The sequence below is a fragment of the Paenibacillus solani genome (assembly GCF_050475945.1).
GTDB lineage: Bacteria > Bacillota > Bacilli > Paenibacillales > Paenibacillaceae > Paenibacillus_AQ > Paenibacillus_AQ solani_A.
In genome coordinates, this window is record NZ_JBCMXJ010000015.1 from 569002 (window position 1) to 585725 (window position 16724).

11 protein-coding genes are annotated in these 16724 nt (G+C 51.8%); 8 read left to right on the forward strand and 3 right to left on the reverse strand.

What is annotated here, in order from left to right; translation table 11 throughout:
- Nucleotides 1–246: 246 nt before the first annotated feature.
- The 8 genes from ABEQ74_RS17590 to ABEQ74_RS17625 all read left to right on the forward strand — a co-directional run bounded on the left by ABEQ74_RS17590 (nucleotide 247) and on the right by ABEQ74_RS17625 (nucleotide 12738).
- Complete coding sequence (locus ABEQ74_RS17590; protein ID WP_430123405.1) at nucleotides 247–1254, forward strand: ABC transporter permease; 1008 nt, start codon at nucleotides 247–249, stop codon at nucleotides 1252–1254.
- The gene (locus tag ABEQ74_RS17595; protein WP_053492031.1) at nucleotides 1255–2136 is read left to right on the forward strand and encodes a carbohydrate ABC transporter permease; all 882 of its coding nucleotides are present in this window, start codon (nucleotides 1255–1257) and stop codon (nucleotides 2134–2136) included.
- Between the two features lie 59 nt (nucleotides 2137–2195).
- Nucleotides 2196–3716, forward strand: coding sequence for an extracellular solute-binding protein (locus ABEQ74_RS17600; RefSeq protein WP_430123406.1), 1521 nt, complete (start codon nucleotides 2196–2198; stop codon nucleotides 3714–3716).
- Nucleotides 3717–3805: 89 nt separating this feature from the next.
- On the forward strand, nucleotides 3806–5476 hold the full coding sequence (locus ABEQ74_RS17605) for a DUF4091 domain-containing protein (RefSeq protein WP_430123407.1): 1671 nt from the start codon (nucleotides 3806–3808) through the stop codon (nucleotides 5474–5476).
- Nucleotides 5477–5531: 55 nt separating this feature from the next.
- Nucleotides 5532–7301 (forward strand): beta-galactosidase, encoded by a 1770-nt coding sequence (locus ABEQ74_RS17610; RefSeq protein WP_430123408.1) that lies wholly within the window; start codon nucleotides 5532–5534, stop codon nucleotides 7299–7301.
- Between the two features lie 39 nt (nucleotides 7302–7340).
- Nucleotides 7341–11507 (forward strand): polysaccharide lyase family 8 super-sandwich domain-containing protein, encoded by a 4167-nt coding sequence (locus tag ABEQ74_RS17615; protein ID WP_430123409.1) that lies wholly within the window; start codon nucleotides 7341–7343, stop codon nucleotides 11505–11507.
- Entirely contained in the window at nucleotides 11482–11598 is a 117-nt protein-coding gene (locus ABEQ74_RS17620) for an S-layer homology domain-containing protein (RefSeq protein ID WP_430123410.1), read from the forward strand. The genes ABEQ74_RS17615 and ABEQ74_RS17620 overlap by 26 nt, the downstream gene beginning before the upstream one ends.
- Before the next feature lie 18 nt (nucleotides 11599–11616).
- On the forward strand, nucleotides 11617–12738 hold the full coding sequence (locus ABEQ74_RS17625) for a glycoside hydrolase family 88 protein (protein WP_430123411.1): 1122 nt from the start codon (nucleotides 11617–11619) through the stop codon (nucleotides 12736–12738).
- Nucleotides 12739–13270: 532 nt separating this feature from the next.
- Here the strand turns inward: ABEQ74_RS17625 and ABEQ74_RS17630 are convergent.
- The 3 genes from ABEQ74_RS17630 to ABEQ74_RS17640 form a co-directional block, all read right to left on the reverse strand.
- Nucleotides 13271–14848: a DUF4832 domain-containing protein gene (locus ABEQ74_RS17630; protein WP_430123413.1), complete on the reverse strand. Its 1578-nt coding sequence runs from the start codon at nucleotides 14846–14848 to the stop codon at nucleotides 13271–13273.
- A complete protein-coding gene (locus ABEQ74_RS17635; RefSeq protein ID WP_430123414.1) occupies nucleotides 14746–15243 on the reverse strand; it encodes a hypothetical protein in 498 nt (165 codons plus the stop codon). Before ABEQ74_RS17635 ends, ABEQ74_RS17630 begins: the two co-directional genes overlap by 103 nt.
- Nucleotides 15244–15500: 257 nt before the next feature.
- Nucleotides 15501–16523 (reverse strand): LacI family DNA-binding transcriptional regulator, encoded by a 1023-nt coding sequence (locus tag ABEQ74_RS17640; protein ID WP_430123416.1) that lies wholly within the window; start codon nucleotides 16521–16523, stop codon nucleotides 15501–15503.
- Between the last annotated feature and the right edge of the window lie 201 nt (nucleotides 16524–16724).

The window sequence follows — 16724 nt, forward strand, 5'->3', positions numbered from 1 at the left end:
AAGAGGGGAACACTGCACCTCCCCGATTTTGCAAGTTTTTTTGTGCAAAAACGCAGGGTTCTTTTTTTAATTAACATCTCCTCACGACAGTTAAAAATTGAGGTGCCGCATGCGGAAAAGACTGCTGTATCAAGGGATTCACAATAATTGCTCAGGGAGGGGAACCTTCAAAAGAATTGGTCATTGTCGGGGGAATCGCCGGCTTGCTAAGATGCAGACATGAAACGATTAGGCAAGTGAAGCTTCATGAACATGCAGGAGGTGGTGGTTACCTTGTCGCAATCCAATATCCAACAATCGATTTTGGCATCTGGTAGTGAGAGGGAACAAAAAGGAAAAAAGGCATCAAAACTGGAACGATTTAAAGTCGTGTTCGCCCGGGAGAAATATTTGTATTTGCTTGCACTGCCGGGGTTGCTCTTTTTCCTTATATTCAAGTATTTTCCGATATGGGGACTGGCGCTCGCCTTCCAAAACTATTCTCCATATTTGGGGTTCTGGGACAGTGAGTGGGTCGGTTTTAAACATTTCATTGATTTCTTTACCAATCCGGACTTTTTGCTTCTATTCCGAAACACGATGGCGATCAGCCTGATGAACATTTTCTTCTTCTTCCCTATTCCGATTGTGCTGTCATTGCTCATCAATGAAGTGCGGAGCATGAAGTTTAAGAAGACGGTTCAGACCATTATTTATTTACCCCATTTCTTGTCATGGGTTATCATCGCTGGGATTTGTTTTATAATCCTGGGCCACGACGGTATTATCAATGAGATTATCGTGGCGTTCGGCGGTCAGCCGATTGGAATTCTGACGGAGCCAAATTATTTCTGGGGCTTGCTCACAGGGCAAAGCATCTGGAAGGAAGCCGGCTGGGGTACCATCATTTTTCTGGCAGCGCTCGCAGGGATCAACCAGGACCTGTATGAAGCGGCCCAGATTGATGGGGCCAACCGATGGAAGCAGATGATTAACGTTACGCTGCCGGGGATCAAAAGCACAATCATCGTTCTGCTGATCCTGAGACTCGGCCAGGTCATGGAAGTCGGGTTCGAGCAAGTGTACCTGATGATGAGCTCTCCCGTGTCGCACGTAGCGGATGTATTTGATACGTATGTGTACCGGACAGGAATTCAGAACGGCCGGTTCAGTTATGCAACAGTAGTAGGTATATTTAAATCGATTGTCGGTCTCCTGCTTGTTGTGATGGCCAATCGCCTGGCTAAGAAATTCGGTGAGGAGGGTCTTTACTAAATGCAGAAAACCTTTGGATATAAATTTACCAACGCGATCATTTATACCGTACTGGCGATTGTGGGTTTAGTTACCCTGCTGCCATTCCTGTATGTCGTTATTGTATCGTTCACCGATCCGACGGAATATTTAAGCAAATCACTGATCATTATTCCGGAAAAATGGAGCATCAGCTCCTACAAGTACATTTTGTCGACGGAAATGTTCTTGCGATCCCTAGGAGTCAGCGCCTTTCTGGCTATTGTGGGCTCGGCCATCAGCATCATCGTTACGAGTGCGCTTTCCTATGCACTGTCACGCAAACGGTTTTTCGGGAAGAAATTTTTCCTGCTGGCCATTCTGATGACGATGCTCTTCAACCCCGGCATGATTCCGAACTTCTTGCTGGTGGAGAGCCTGGGGCTGATTGATACAATCTGGTCGCTCATTCTGCCAGCCATCACCAGTGCCTGGTATGTATTCCTGATGAAGAACTTTTATCAAGAGCTGCCGGACGAGCTGGAGGAAGCGGCAAAAATCGACGGCTCGAACGATATCGGGGTGTTCTTAAGAATTATGCTTCCGATCTCGCTGCCGGCCATTGCCGCCTTTGGCTTGTTCTTCGCCGTTGGCTTCTGGAATACGTACTTTAACGGGGTTCTGTACATTAACTCCGAGGAGCTGCGTCCGATGCAGGTCGTGCTCCAGATGATGCTCATCTCCGCATCCACCAACGTGGCTGATCCGTCTGTTGCCGCCATGCTGCAGAGCGAGCAGATTCTTCCGCCGGAGACGATCAAGATGGCAGCCGTTGTAGTGGCATCACTGCCGATCATCATGGTCTATCCATTCTTGCAGAAGTACTTTGTCAAGGGTATGCTGGTGGGTTCCGTGAAGGGTTAAAACCTTCCGGAATCCCCCTTACTATAGCTTCATAAATTATAAAGGGAGGGTCTTTACGAATGAAAAAACGAAGCTGGGTCACCAGGTTATTCGCAATAACGCTTACACTATCACTAACCCTGGTAGGTTGCTCCAAAGGGGGAGAGACGACAAACACTGCTGATACGGGAGCAGCAGGAGGCGACAAGCCTACGGAGATCACCATCGGCACCATGACCTACGGTGAATCGCCAAGCAATGATCTGGACAGCATCAAGCAGTTGAACGAAGAGCTGAACGTCAAGCTCGACATTGATTTCTATCCGATTAATAGCTACAAGGAGAAGGTAAACGCATTACTGGCCTCCAAGAGCCTGCCGGATGTTATCTTGATTGAAGACATTAACGATCCAGTATTCTCAACCGCAACCGAGCAGGGAGCGTTCTGGGATCTGACACCATATATCAAGGACTATCCGAACCTGTCCGCTTACCCGGAAAATACGTATGAAAATACGAAGTTTCAGGGCAAAACCTACGGCATTCCGCGTGTCCGCCCATTGGACGGCCATGAATCTCTCATCATCCGCGAGGATTGGCTGAAGCAGGTTGGCATGGAAGCTCCAACAACGATGGATGAGCTTTATAAAGTATTGGAAGCCTTTACAAAAAATGATCCGGATCAGAACGGAAAGAACGACACTTATGGTCTTGCACAAGCAAGTGTAAGCTCTTACCTGATGTCGATGTTCGGTGCGGGAATAAACTGGAAAGAGCAGGCTGACGGCTCGCTTCTTCCATACTGGATGACAGAGGAAGCCAAAACGGCGCTTGAGTTTTGGAACAAAGCCTATGTAGACGGCTTGATCACGCCGGACCTGCCGGTCATGAAGTCCAGCCAGGTCAAAGAAATGTTGATCCAGGGTAAAGCGGGCATGGCGATTGCCAACGTCAACGAAGCCTTTATGTTTGGCCAGGAATTGAAAAAGGTCAACGCGAATGCCGAGCTGAAAGCTTACGAAATTCCTAGCGCTCCGGACGGCAACAAATATCATGATCAGGCGTACGGCTCCTATGGCGTATTCATGATCAATAAATTAACGGTTGACGAAGCGAAGCTGAAGAAAATTCTTGAGGTTTACGACAAAACCGCTTCTGTTGAGGGTTACAATCTGGTTACTTACGGCGTCAAGGACGTGCACTACACGATTTCCGAGGACGGCTCCATCGTACAGACTGAAGAAGGCAAGAACAAGGCATATGGAACGGCTACGACTGCACAATGGATCTCCGGCTATTTCAACAAGTATCAGCGTGCGGAAGCACCGGATATGCCGGCCGACGTGAAGGATTACAACTACAAGCTGATCGATGCCATCGCCAATTCCTCCGTGGCTAACCCTGCTGCAGGCTTGCCTGTGACTCAGGCTTGGATGGAAAAGGGCGCCGACTGGCAGAAGAAATTCGTGGATATGTTCACGAACGTGCTGATCGGCAAGTCTAGCTTGGCGGATTGGGATAACTTCATTAACGGTTTGAAAGCAGATTCGAGCTTTCAGCAGCATTTGAAAGATACAACAAACAGCTACAAAGCCAAGTAATGAAATAATGATCTGAAGTACCCCGGTAAATTCGAATAGCACGCTCGAGTTTGCCGGGTTTTTATTATACCGCTCAAGGAGGAGATCAAGTGGAAACAATCTATTCGGCGGACCAGCTGGAAACGAGACTGGTCAGCTCGCTGGTAAAAGTGTTTGCGGATGAGGATCTGCATGCGCCCGTTCATCCCTCCGGTTCTGCTTTGCGCGGCGAAACCTATTCTTTTCAGGTAGCTTACCGCTCCAAGGTGCATATGAGATCGCTGCAGGTTCAAGCGGAGTCTGAGCTGCTGCCGGACATATCCATTCGCACCGTGGAATTATCCCCTGCGAATTTCGTCAACTATCATGATGCGGATGATTTTGTGCTACGTTCCACACCGGGATTGTACCCTGACCCGCTCTTTCCGCTGGATGCTGCGCGCGGATTGACGGGGTACCCGCATCAATGGCGTGCGCTTTGGATCGCTGTGGAGGTTCCCGAGCAGGCTGCGGCAGGCTCGTATGATATTGCCATCAAGATCAGCGACGGCCAAGGAAATCTTTTGGGAGAAGAAACGTTCAAGCTGGAAGTGATCGCGGCGGAACTTCCGGAACAGAGGCTGCTGCACACCGAGTGGTTCCATGTGGATTGCTTGTCGACCTATTATAAGACGGACGTATTCAGCGAACGGCACTGGGAGCTGATTGAACAGTATATCGAAACAGCGGTCAAGCATGGCATGAATATGATTCTGACCCCGCTCTTTACGCCTCCGCTGGATACCGAAATCGGAGGAGAACGCCCGACGGTTCAGTTGGTGGATGTGAAACGGACGTTGGGAACCTATCGGTTTTCTTTTGAACGGCTGAAGCGCTGGATCGAGGTATGTAACCGCACAGGCGTGAAATATTTGGAGTTCTCCCACCTGTTTACGCAGTGGGGGGCAAAACATGCGCCGAAAATTATGGCTGACGTGGACGGCCGGCACATCCAGCTGTTCGGATGGGAAACCGACTCCAGGGACCCGGAATATACCGCATTTGTCACGGGATTTTTGCAGGAGCTTGTGCTATTCATTAAGGACAACTCACTGACGGACCGGGTGTTTTTCCACGTATCGGATGAGCCGAAGCCGGAGGATCTGGACACCTATCGAACCGCCAGCGAGCTGGTGAAGCCGATTCTGAAGGATTTTCCGATCATCGACGCTTTGTCGGACTTTGAGTTCTACAAGAGCGGGCTGATCGAGCAGCCGATACCGGCCAGCAATGACATCCAACCATTTTTGGACAACGGGATTGAAGGGCTGTGGACGTACTACTGCTGTGCCCAATATAAGCTCGTATCCAACCGCTTCTTCCATATGCCATCCTCACGCAACCGCGTGCTGGGCATGCAGCTTTACAAGTTGAATTTGAAGGGCTTTTTGCACTGGGGATATAACTTCTGGTACGCACAGTTCTCGAAATATGCAATCAACCCGTTCCAGGTGACGGATGCTGGCGGGGGGTTTCCGGCAGGCGACCCGTTCCTGGTCTATCCTGGCGAGGAAGGGCCAATTGAATCGATCCGGCTGGAAGTGCTGGCCGAAGCGCTGCAGGATCTGAGGGCGCTTGAGCTGCTGGAGCGGAAGCTGGGTAGAGAAGCAGTCGTTGCGATGCTTGAAGAGGGGCTGGAGGAAGAAATCACGTTAAGCGTATATCCGCAGGAGACCGAATGGTATATCCAAAAGCGGGAGCAAATCAATACCATGATTCGTGACAGCATGATCAAGGCGTAAGCGCAGTTTGGATCAAAAGCTATCAGCTGATCATGAGCAGAAGGGGCGAATATCGATGACATCATTCATGATACAAGGGGATCAATTCGTAATGGACGGCCAGCCGATCCGGCTACTGTCCGGAGCTATACATTACTTCCGCGTCGTGCCGGAATATTGGAAGGACCGCCTGCTCAAGCTGAAGGCTTGCGGCTTCAACACGGTGGAAACCTACGTGGCCTGGAATATGCATGAGCCGAAGGAAGGACAGTTCAATTTCACCGGGATGGCCGATATCGTCAAGTTCATAGAGACGGCGGCGGAGGTCGGGCTATATGTCATTGTCCGACCGAGCCCGTACATCTGCGCGGAATGGGAGTTTGGCGGAATGCCCGCATGGTTGCTGGCGGATGAAAGCATACGCTTGCGGTGCTACGACACGAAATTCCTGGCAAAGGTCGATGCTTATTATGATGTGCTGCTGCCGAAGCTGAAGCCGCTGCTATGTACGAATGGCGGTCCGATCATTGCCATGCAGGTGGAGAATGAATACGGAAGCTACGGCAATGACCTTAAATATCTCGAATATTTGAAGGAGGGCATGATTGTCCGCGGGATGGATGTCCTGCTGTTTACGTCTGACGGCCCTGAGGATTTCATGCTGCAGGGCGGCATGATTCCGGGCTTGCTGGAGACGGTGAACTTCGGTTCGCGGGCGGAGGAGGCCTTCGAGAGCCTTAAGCAGGTGCAGCCAGATAAACCGCTGATGTGCATGGAGTACTGGAACGGCTGGTTCGACCACTGGAACAAGCCGCATCATACGCGCGATGCCCAGGATGCGGCGAACGTGTTTGAAGATATGTTGAATGCTGGCGGTTCCGTCAATTTCTACATGTTCCACGGCGGCACGAACTTCGGATTTTACAACGGGGCCAACAACCACGGGACATATGAGCCGACGGTAACCAGCTACGACTATGACAGCCTGCTGACCGAATGGGGAGAGATTACCGAAAAATATGTGCTCATGAAGGAGATAATCGAGCGGTATTTTGATGTAGAACCGATGCCGCTCCCGGAACCCGTCCGCAAGCAAAGGTACGGTTCCGTAGAGTTGAAGCCGATTGCCCCGCTTTTTGATGTGCTGTCCGTTCTCTCCGAGCCTGTTCAGCGGACTTGCCCGGAGCCGATGGAAAAGCTGGGCCAGGATTACGGCTTTATTTTGTATACGACACAGATTACCGGTCCCAGGAAGCAGTGCTCGCTGGAGCTTCAGGAGGTGCATGACCGGGCGCTAGTATTCGTTAATGGCGAATACAAAGGGGCCATTGAGCGCTGGGACCCGAAACCTATCGAGTTTCAGGTTCCGGAAGGCGGGGCAGAACTGCGCATTCTGGTCGAAAATATGGGCCGTATCAACTATGGCCCATACTTGAAGGACTACAAGGGAATCACTGAGGGCGCCAGACTGGGCTTCCAGTTCCTGTTTGACTGGACCATCCATACACTGCCGCTGGATAACATCGGCTTGCTGAATGAACGAACTGTCGACCAGCCCGCAGAGGGGGGGCGTCCGTCAGAAGGACCTGTATTCTATAAAGGCAGCTTCCATATCGCGGACGAGGCTGATATTGCCGATACCTTCCTGAAGCTTGAGGGATGGACCAAAGGCGTTGCGTACGTGAACGGCTTCAACCTGGGACGCTATTGGGAGGCCGGTCCGCAAAAGTCGCTGTATGTACCCGCTCCGCTGTTGCGGGTGGGCGATAACGAAATTGTTGTATTTGAGCTTCACGGAACTTCACAACAGCAGATTACGCTTCAGGATCACGCAGAATTAGAGTAGGACTACTATACTTAGCTTCAGACGAAAAGGAGCGCACTTATGGATATCAAAAAGAAACAGATATCAATCATAGTAGTATTCTGTATGACGATTCAGCTGGTTTTTGCGGGGTTGCCCATATTTAATGGGCAAGTCTACGCGAGCACGCAGACGGATCCAGCGGCGAATATGCTCGTTAACGGCGGATTCGAGAACGGGGCGTTGACGCCGCACGCGGACTGGACGGGCGGCAAGCCCGAGGGCTGGAGCGTTTGGAAGCCGACGCCGGGCGGACAGGTGTCCGTTACGGAGTCCGTCTATCACAGCGGCACCCACGCAGTAGAGATCAGGCACGATACGACTGCGAGAACAGCGGTATCGCTGAGTCCGCTGGCGCCTGTCACGCCGGGGCAATCGTATACAATGCAGTTCTGGCTGAAAACGGACAATGTACAGCCTGCTGATGTCAGCAAAGGCGTGTACATTCGTACACAGTTCTGTGCGGAAAGCGGCACCAAGATCCAGGATGGACCGAGCATTCCTTTTGTGAAAGGAACTAGTGACTGGACGCTGTATGAGTTGAACATCCAGATTCCCAACGATGCCCAGGTTACAAGATTCAAAATTGAAGCGCTGCTGGAGACGGGCACGGGAACCTTCTGGATGGATGATGTTTCCCTTGTTCCAGAGAAAGGCCTCATTGCGCTGGATATCTCTCCGAAATCGGCCAACACGAAAAAAGGCGAAACCTTGCAATTGACGCCGATTGCTACACCGGCAGGCGAGCCGCTCGACGGCTTGGCCTGGAGCTCTTCCAATCCCGCTGTGGCTTCCGTTCAGAACGGATTGGTCACTGCGGTCGATCACGGATCGACAGATATTGAAGTCCGTACCAGCGACGGGAAACACTCCGCGCTGAGCCGGATCTATGTGGAATCGGAAGCCCAATTGCAGGCATATGATCTGGTCCGGCAGAAGTGGGCGTCCAAGCTGGCCGGCGGCTCCGGCATCGACCGGAATGATCCCGATGTCGCTGCAAACTTGGAGGCACTGGTGAAGCGGATGACGAATCCGGAAAAAACGGGCAGATGGGATACGATGAACAAGGCAGCTGATCCGGACGCTCTGTGGCCTGGTGTGATCAGCAAAACCCAGAACGATTCGTGGCGCATTTCGTGGGCCTACGGCATTATCCGCGATCTCTCGCTGGCCTATTCCATCGAGGGCTCATCGCTTTACAAAAACGAAGAGCTGAAGCAGGATATCGTGCGTGCCATGGACTGGATGTACCGGCACCATTACAACTCGGGCAAAAACATAACCGGCAACTGGTGGGACTGGGAAATCGGCACGCCCCAGGAGATCATGAACATCCTGTCCCTCATGTATGACGCGATTCCACCGGCAATGCTGGATCAATATTTGGCCGTTATCGACAGGTTCGTTCCCGATCCGAAAAAACGCGTAGCCAATTCGGCGGCCGTTGAAACGGGAGCGAATCTGCTAGACAAGGCCTTGGTGGTTACCTTGCGGGGCATTGTCGGCAAGCAGGAAGCCAAAGTGCTCCAAGGCAGAGTTGCCATCAATAATGAATTTTTGTATGTGAAGCAGGGGGACGGGCTCTATGAGGACGGCTCTCTCGTACAGCATAAAAACATAGCCTACACCGGCGGCTACGGAGCCGTCCTGCTCGGACGCATGGCGGATTTGTTCTTCCTATTCGAAGGCTCGCCATGGCCGATCACCGATCCGAACGCGGGCAATGTCTACAACTGGGTGGAAGACTCCTTTGAGCCGCTGATCTACAAAGGGGCCATCATGGATTCGGTGAAGGGACGCAGCATATCCCGGGCTGCCGATTCGGACCATATCACCGGGCACATGATCATCATGACGCTGCTCCGGCTTGCGGAGTCCGCACCGGCTGATCAGGCGGCAAGAATCAAAAGCATGGTGAAAGAATGGGCGCTGACGGACACGACGTTCGACAACTACTATACCGGATTGCCGCTCTATGAGCTGAACCTGTTAAAGAAACTGATGCAGGATCAGAGCATATCCCGGCGGGGTGAAGTGGTTCACACCCAGATGTTCGCAGGCATGGACCGTGCCGTTCAGCTCCGACCGGAGTTCGGACTCGGCATCAGCATGTTCTCGGACCGCATCTCGGCTTTTGAATACGGCAATGGAGAGAACAAAAAGGGCTGGTATACCGGCATCGGCATGACGAGCCTGTACAACAATGACCTGAAGCAATTCAGTAATCAGTATTGGCCTACGGTTGACAGCTACCGACTGCCGGGCACGACAACGGACGGCTCCTATAAGGCTCCAGCGGAATGGGGTTATTACATGAACCCTAAAGATTGGGTCGGCGGGTCGGTCCTAGATCATTACTATGGAGCCTTGGGCATGGAATTTTCATTGTCCGGCAGTACGGGAAGCCCGCTGCAGGGCAAAAAGTCATGGTTTCTGTTTGACGACGAGATGGTGGCGGTTGGATCGGACATTGCTAATACATCCGCCAATCTGACGGAAACGATCGTTGAAAACCGGCAATTAACGGACACGGGGACGAACCGTCTTATCGTGGATGGCAGGGAAATGCCGTCCCAGCTTGGCTGGCAAGACAAGCTGGCCAATGTGAAGTGGGTCCACCTGGAAGGAAACGTGGCGGGCTCGGATATCGGGTACGTCTTCCCGTCCGGGCAAGAAGTGGCAGGCAAGCGTGAAGCCCGCAGCGGTTCCTGGCGGGACATCAACACCAGCGGACCGACGGATGTCATTACCCGCAACTATTTGAGTCTGGCTGTTGAGCATGGCGTCTCGCCTCAAGCAGGGACATACGAGTATGTGCTGCTGCCTGGCAAGACACCGGAGCAAACGGCGGCGTATGCCGTGAACCCGGACATTCAGGTGCTGGCGGCGAGCGAGCGGGTTCATGCCGTCAAGGAACTGAAGCATAACGTAACCGGCATGAACTTCTGGAAGGCCGGTGCCTTCCAGCATGTGAAGACCGACAAACCAGTCTCGCTGATGCTGAAGGAAAGCGGCGATCTGCTGACGGTGGCGGTGGCCGAGCCGACGCAGAAGCAAGGCACCGTTATTGTGGATATCGGCAAGCTCGGTTTCGAAGTCATGTCAAAAGATCCGAGTGTAACCGTGATGCAGACATTCCCTTATACCCGCCTCGCGATTGATACGCAGAGCACGGCCGGGAAGACGTATGCCATTACGCTGAAGATCGACCCGAACCAGACGATCAGCATGGAAGGCTCGGAACCAGCGGCTGGCGAGGTTGTCAACGTACCTGTAGCGGAGGATACCTTCGTCCGTGACGGCAGCTTTGCCGGAACGAATCAGGGGAACAAAACGTTTCTGGAGGTCCGCGAAGCCGGTGGCGGCTATACCCAGCGTTCATTCCTCAAGTTTGACCTGAGCGGGATTGCAGGGGAAGTGGAGTCCGCCCGTCTGAAAGTGCACGGAGCGATCAACGACAATAAAGCGACGGATACGACGACAACTGTCATTCGTGTCCATCGGGTCCAGGACGACAGCTGGAAAGAGATGGAGATGCTGTGGGGCTCTCAGCCCCGCTATGAAGAGGCCACCGCTTCAATGACCATCGGTAAACAGCAGAAATGGCATGAACTCGATGTGACGGCACAGGTCCGGGCAGAGGCAGCAGGGGATAAAACGCTGAGCGTGGCCCTGATCGAGCAGCCGCGAAATGCTAAAGCTTGGAATACGCAAATCAAAAGCAAGGAGCAAGGCCTGCAGGCACCTTATCTGGAGGTCAAACTGAAAGGAGCGCCTGCCGTCGTCGTAACGAAAGTGGCTGTTACACCTGCAAGTGTCAAGATGAAGCAAGGCGAGCAGGTCACGTTCACGGCAGCAGTGAAGCCGGAAAACGCGCATAATACTCAAACTGTATGGTCTATGAAGGCGGCTGACCAGAGCTTGGCTTCACTGCAAGCGGCTGGCGGCCAAGCGGTTGTAACGGGGTTGCAGCCGGGTACGGTGGAGTTGACGGCTACCGCTGTGGACGGCGGGGTTCAGGCGTCCGCGATGATTGTGATTGAAGCGGCGGCTGGCGTTCCGGGACTGGATCCGGATCCAAACCCAAACCCAAACCCAAGTCCTAACCCGAGCCCAGGCCCGGGCTCAGGCTTGGATCCTCGAGAAGGAAGCGGCTGTGATCGTGAAGAGCGGGATCGTGCAGGGTGATCGCCATCAACAGTTCAAGCCACAGTCGATCGTCACCCGTGCCGAAGCGGCTGCCATTCTGGGCCGTATGCTGAATCTGATGAATGGATAGATGGAAAGGAGTAAGGACATGTGGAAACAGGCAATTGAGGATGCAATGATCAAAGTCAAAAATAACGTGGAGCGTTTCGGAGACCGCTTCCCGCATGTCAGTGTCAACGGAAATTATGAGTTAAACAACAATGAGGATTGGACAAACGGCTTCTGGAGCGGCATGCTCTGGCTGTGCTACCAGTACTCCGGCGATGAAGCTTACCGTGAGGCTGCACGCCTCACGGTGCAAAGCTTCAAACGGCGAATGGAGCAGCATATTGTACTTGACCATCACGATATCGGCTTTCTTTATTCGCTGTCCTCCAAAGCGCAGTGGATCGTGGAGCGCGATGAGGAAGCAAGGCAGCTGACGCTGCAGGCGGCCGATGTGCTGATGCGCCGCTGGCGGGAAAAAGGGCAGTACATCCAGGCATGGGGGCTGCCGGACGATCCACAGCATGGGGGACGCATGATTATCGATTGCCTCTTGAATCTGCCGCTGCTGTTCTGGGCTTACGAGCAAACCGGGGATGACCGTTACCGGCAAATCGCCGTCCGGCAGGCGGATCAAAGCCGCCGCTATCTCGTGCGGGGCGATGACAGCTCTTATCATACCTTTGTGTTTAATACGGAAACGGGCGAGCCGCTTGGTGGGGCGACGTATCAAGGTTATACCAACGGCTCGACCTGGGCCCGCGGCCAGGCATGGGGAGTGTACGGGTTTACACTTGCTTATCGTTATACCGGGGACAAACTGTACCTAGATACGGCCAAGCGCATGGCAGCCTATTTTCTGGAACAGCTGCCGGAGGATCATGTGGCTTATTGGGACTTCAGTGCTCCGATTGATACGGCGACCTACCGGGACAGCTCGGCCTCTACGATCGTGGTAGCCGGGTTGATCGAGTTGCTGGAACATATGGATGTGGAAGATCCTCAGCTCGCCTGGTTTGAAGAGAAGATGAAGCTGTCCATGACCTCGCTTGTGCAGAACTATTCCACGATGGACGAGCCAGAGGCTGAAGGGCTGCTGAAGCACGGGTCCTATTATGTGCGCGGCAATTTGGCTCCCGATGATTTCATGATCTGGGGCGATTATTACTATCTTGAAGCGCTGATGCGTATGGATAAAGGAATTAAAGGATACTGGTACGAGTAAATGAACAACACATTATAAAGCTTGCTGAATCTGGAGACGAAAGCGTTACAGCCGGTCAGGACCTCCTTGACGGAAGGGGATGAAGGACGAAATACAAGGAAATCGTGGAGAACTTCAGACAGTTCATGGTGGACATGAAGTAAGCATCATAGCTAGTATTGAACGCTGGCAGGAAGATAATTTTACAGTTTCATTCAGGTATAGGGCTTCTTTTTCAGTCTTGAAATGGTGGGCTGCCGTGATCACGGAAACACGGCGATGGCTTAGGCCTGGACCGCCTCCATTATCGCAATTTCATTTATCAGGCTGCTTTTTAAGACAAAAAGGCACGGAATGAATGTTTCTCATACGTAAAACAAAAGCTGCCAACCCCTCGAGAAGGGGTGGCGGCTTTACTATGCTGTGAATAAAATTGTCAATAAGTTCGGTTGATCACAGTGGAAGAGTTGTTACATCATTCTGTAGACGTTGCATCATTCTGTAGACGTTGCATCATCCTGCCGACACAGCTATAATCCCGCACTTCCACAGTTTATTGCTTAGTCCATGTGCCAAGCTTATACGCTCCATCGGACAGTCGATCCGTATTCGCAAAATCAACCGCTGGGCGGTTCGTAGTTGGATCCAGGATTGCGATGACCAGATCATAGGTACCGCCTGGCAGCGTGGATGTGGAGAGAGAGGCCGAGGCCGTGTGCAGGCCAGTTTTCCACGTTCTTAAGTCGGCGGACGTCTTTTGACGCGCCACGATGTTTCCGCCGCTTCGGAGTTGGATTTCAACAGGCCAGTTGAACGGGAAGTGCTGAACCCCTTTATTTTCCACATGGACGGAAACGTCTAATATGCTTCCGTTTTCCATGGTCGCCTTGCTCACGACAAAATGATAACCCATTCGTTTCTTGAGCTGATCCATATTGCTTTGCAGCGGATTGCCCACCGCCAAGGAAGCCGGGGCATTCGGCCCGAGCCAGCTTGGCTTGCTGAGCTCAGTTTGCCGCATCGTCTCGTTAAAGCCGCTGCCTGTCGTCAGGGCGGATTTCATACCATAGTCGCCGCCATAAAATTCCCCGCCAGACACGCGGATGTCCCAGAAGTTCGGATGGCCCGGCTGCTTCTGGCTAATATCGTCCCAATAACCGTTCTGCGTCCCCGTGTACCATCCCCATTCGGAATCAAAGCTCGGCTTGTCGCCGAATACGTCATTATACATGCCCATAATGATACCTTTGTTATTGTTCTTGGCGAGTTCCACGCTCCGCCGGATCATTAGCTGCGTATGATCTTCTTGATTGGCAAATGCATCGATATAATGCTGAATGTACTGGTTAGAAATAACGTTCGGTGGAAACGCGCCGGTATAGTTGCTTTCCCCTTTGGGTCCTATGTAAGGCCAAGTGTGAAATTCCGCCCAATGGCCGAGAGAACCGATTTGTACAAAAGCGATCGGGCTGTCAGGGGTGTCGTAATGCTTCGCAATCGCATCGATTGCAAGCTTGTGCCGGGCGATCAGATATTCGGAGCTATAATTTGGAGAGAAGCCCATATTGTTGCCGGCGCCCATGCCTCCGGTTTCATCATGATAGGCCTTTCCCGGCGATTGCCCCAGACTGACCATGTCATTGTACAGCCAGTCCGGAATATCCCGGTGAGGTACGCCGGAAGGACTGTCCATAATAAAACGCAGAACGACTTTGACTCCGCGGCTCCGCCATTGCTCGAAATGATTGGAAGCTTCAATTGCGCTGAAATCATATTTGCCCTTCGTTGGTTCCAGCTCCTTCCAAGTTACGCCGACATACACGAGACGGTGATCCTGAGGATAGCTGGTTGATTTCGCAGAAGGAGCCCAGCCCTTAAACGGGTTGTTTAGCGGATGATCCAGCTCGGTTGGATAGAATTCGATCATAGTTTCTCCGGGATTCCTTTCGCTTAGGGTATAGACAGGAAGCGTCTGGTTTTGCGCAGGCAGGCGATTGGTGTCCGAGTTGTTGTCTATATATCCGATGCTTACGCTGCTGCCTGCAGAGAGTCCAAGCTCCGGGAGCGGAAGTGCAACTTCAAGAACGGATGAGGTGCGTGCGAATTGGGTAGAAGGAAGAGTTGAAGACAAATTCCAGCTCCAGGTACTTCCGTTCCCCCCATAGCGGTACAGGGAAAATTATTTTCAAGAAGCCACTCAATCCCTGTCTCCTTCCAGCCATAGGCTTGATATCCCGTGGAAGCGCTGCCATCCGTATTTAACCAGAGACTGCCCATGGCCGTACTCAGGCCGGAGCCTTCCACAAGGAGATACAGATTCCGGTCGTCGTGGGCAGCCTTTAGAGTTTTGGTTGTTCCGGAATTCGTGGAAAGAGCCGGAATGCCCTCCCAGTCGTTTGTTTTGCCGTCGATAACAATCGAGGCTGCTTCCGCAGTCGGAGTAAAGGCGGGTAAGGGGGATAATGTAAGAAGAATGGCCATCATCATTAAAACAATCATTTTCATTGGATTACCCCGTGTTCTCATGTCAAATCTCCTCCTAGAAATATGGGTTAGCGTAAAACTCCAGGTCCATAATCGGTTAACCTGGGTATCGCGATGATTTCGAAGCGCTCACCTCCTTTCATATCGAAATTTCGTTAGAAAAAATAGAGCACCGTGTCAGGTGCTCCTTTCCTTTACAGATCACTAGCTTACGTACACACTTGACCCTGAGCGAAGGATGCGTGCTCCACGGTATGCATGAATGGCCGTCGACCTCACGGTTGGCTTCAAACATATGCTTAAGTCGAGCTGCGCACGATCAAGTGGGTAGGCAGTATGACTTTTTTCGGTAGCAGCTGGTTCCCGTTGATGCGGTCGATCAGGTTGTCCACGGCAACCATGCCGATTTCCTTGGTCGGCACTTCGATTGTCGACAGCGGAGGATTGGAATACTTGGATACCTCAATGTTGGACAGACCGATAACAGCCAGTTGATTCGGAACGGAGATACCGTTGTTGTAGAGCCCATTAAGGGCGGCCATTGCCATTAGATCACTTCCGGCGAAGAAGGCGGTCGGATAGTTGCCGGTTAGGCATAAACGGTTGATCTGCTCGATGCAGACCGCCTCATCCCATAAGCAATCGATTACCCAATCGGGATTTACCGTCAATCCCGCGGCATGCATGCTTGCGTAATACCCTCGGTAGCGGCGGCTGTCTTTCAAGTTTCCCGTGTATCCGCTTCCCCCGATATATCCAATATGGGTATGGCCCTTCTCAATGAGATGGTTCACCGCCATCGAAGCCACATTGTAATGATCATAGCCCACGTTATCGATATCTCCGCGCTCCGTATCAATCCCCACGATATAAGGGACCTGCTTGCGAATATACTCGTAGGTTTCGCTGTTCAAGGACTCCATCAGGATCAGACCGGTAATCGGCTCGCTGAACGTATTGAACAGAATTTTGCGGTCATCCAGCTCAATGCCAGTCCGAATAAATGCGATGTTATACCCTGCACTGAGAAGCCTCTCTTCTACGCCGGATAAGATCGACATGAAGTACGGATCGTTGTACTTGTCTCTCGTTACGCTTAAGACGCATCCGATTTTGATTTGCGACTTGTTATCAACTTGATCCTTAGCTGTTAAACTTCGCTTGGGGCTGGAACTGATTTTATAGTTGAGCTGTGTAACAGCTTGCCATACCCGTTCTCTGGTTTCTTCCGTAATTTTATATTTTGTATCATTATTCAAAACTCTGGACACCGTGGCAGTAGATACGTTCGCTAGCTTCGCAACATCCCGAATCGTACTCATGGATAGACACATTCTCCTTTGTAAAAATGCATTTAAATTGCTAATTGATCATCATTTAAGGGTTAATTAGAAATGTTAAATCGCAAACAATGATTCGTATAATAATATGACTCGTTACGTAATTTGTTACGTTGTTCGCTGATGTTCTTACAGTTTACATGATTATTATTGTGAATTCAATATATACATGTATGAATCAAC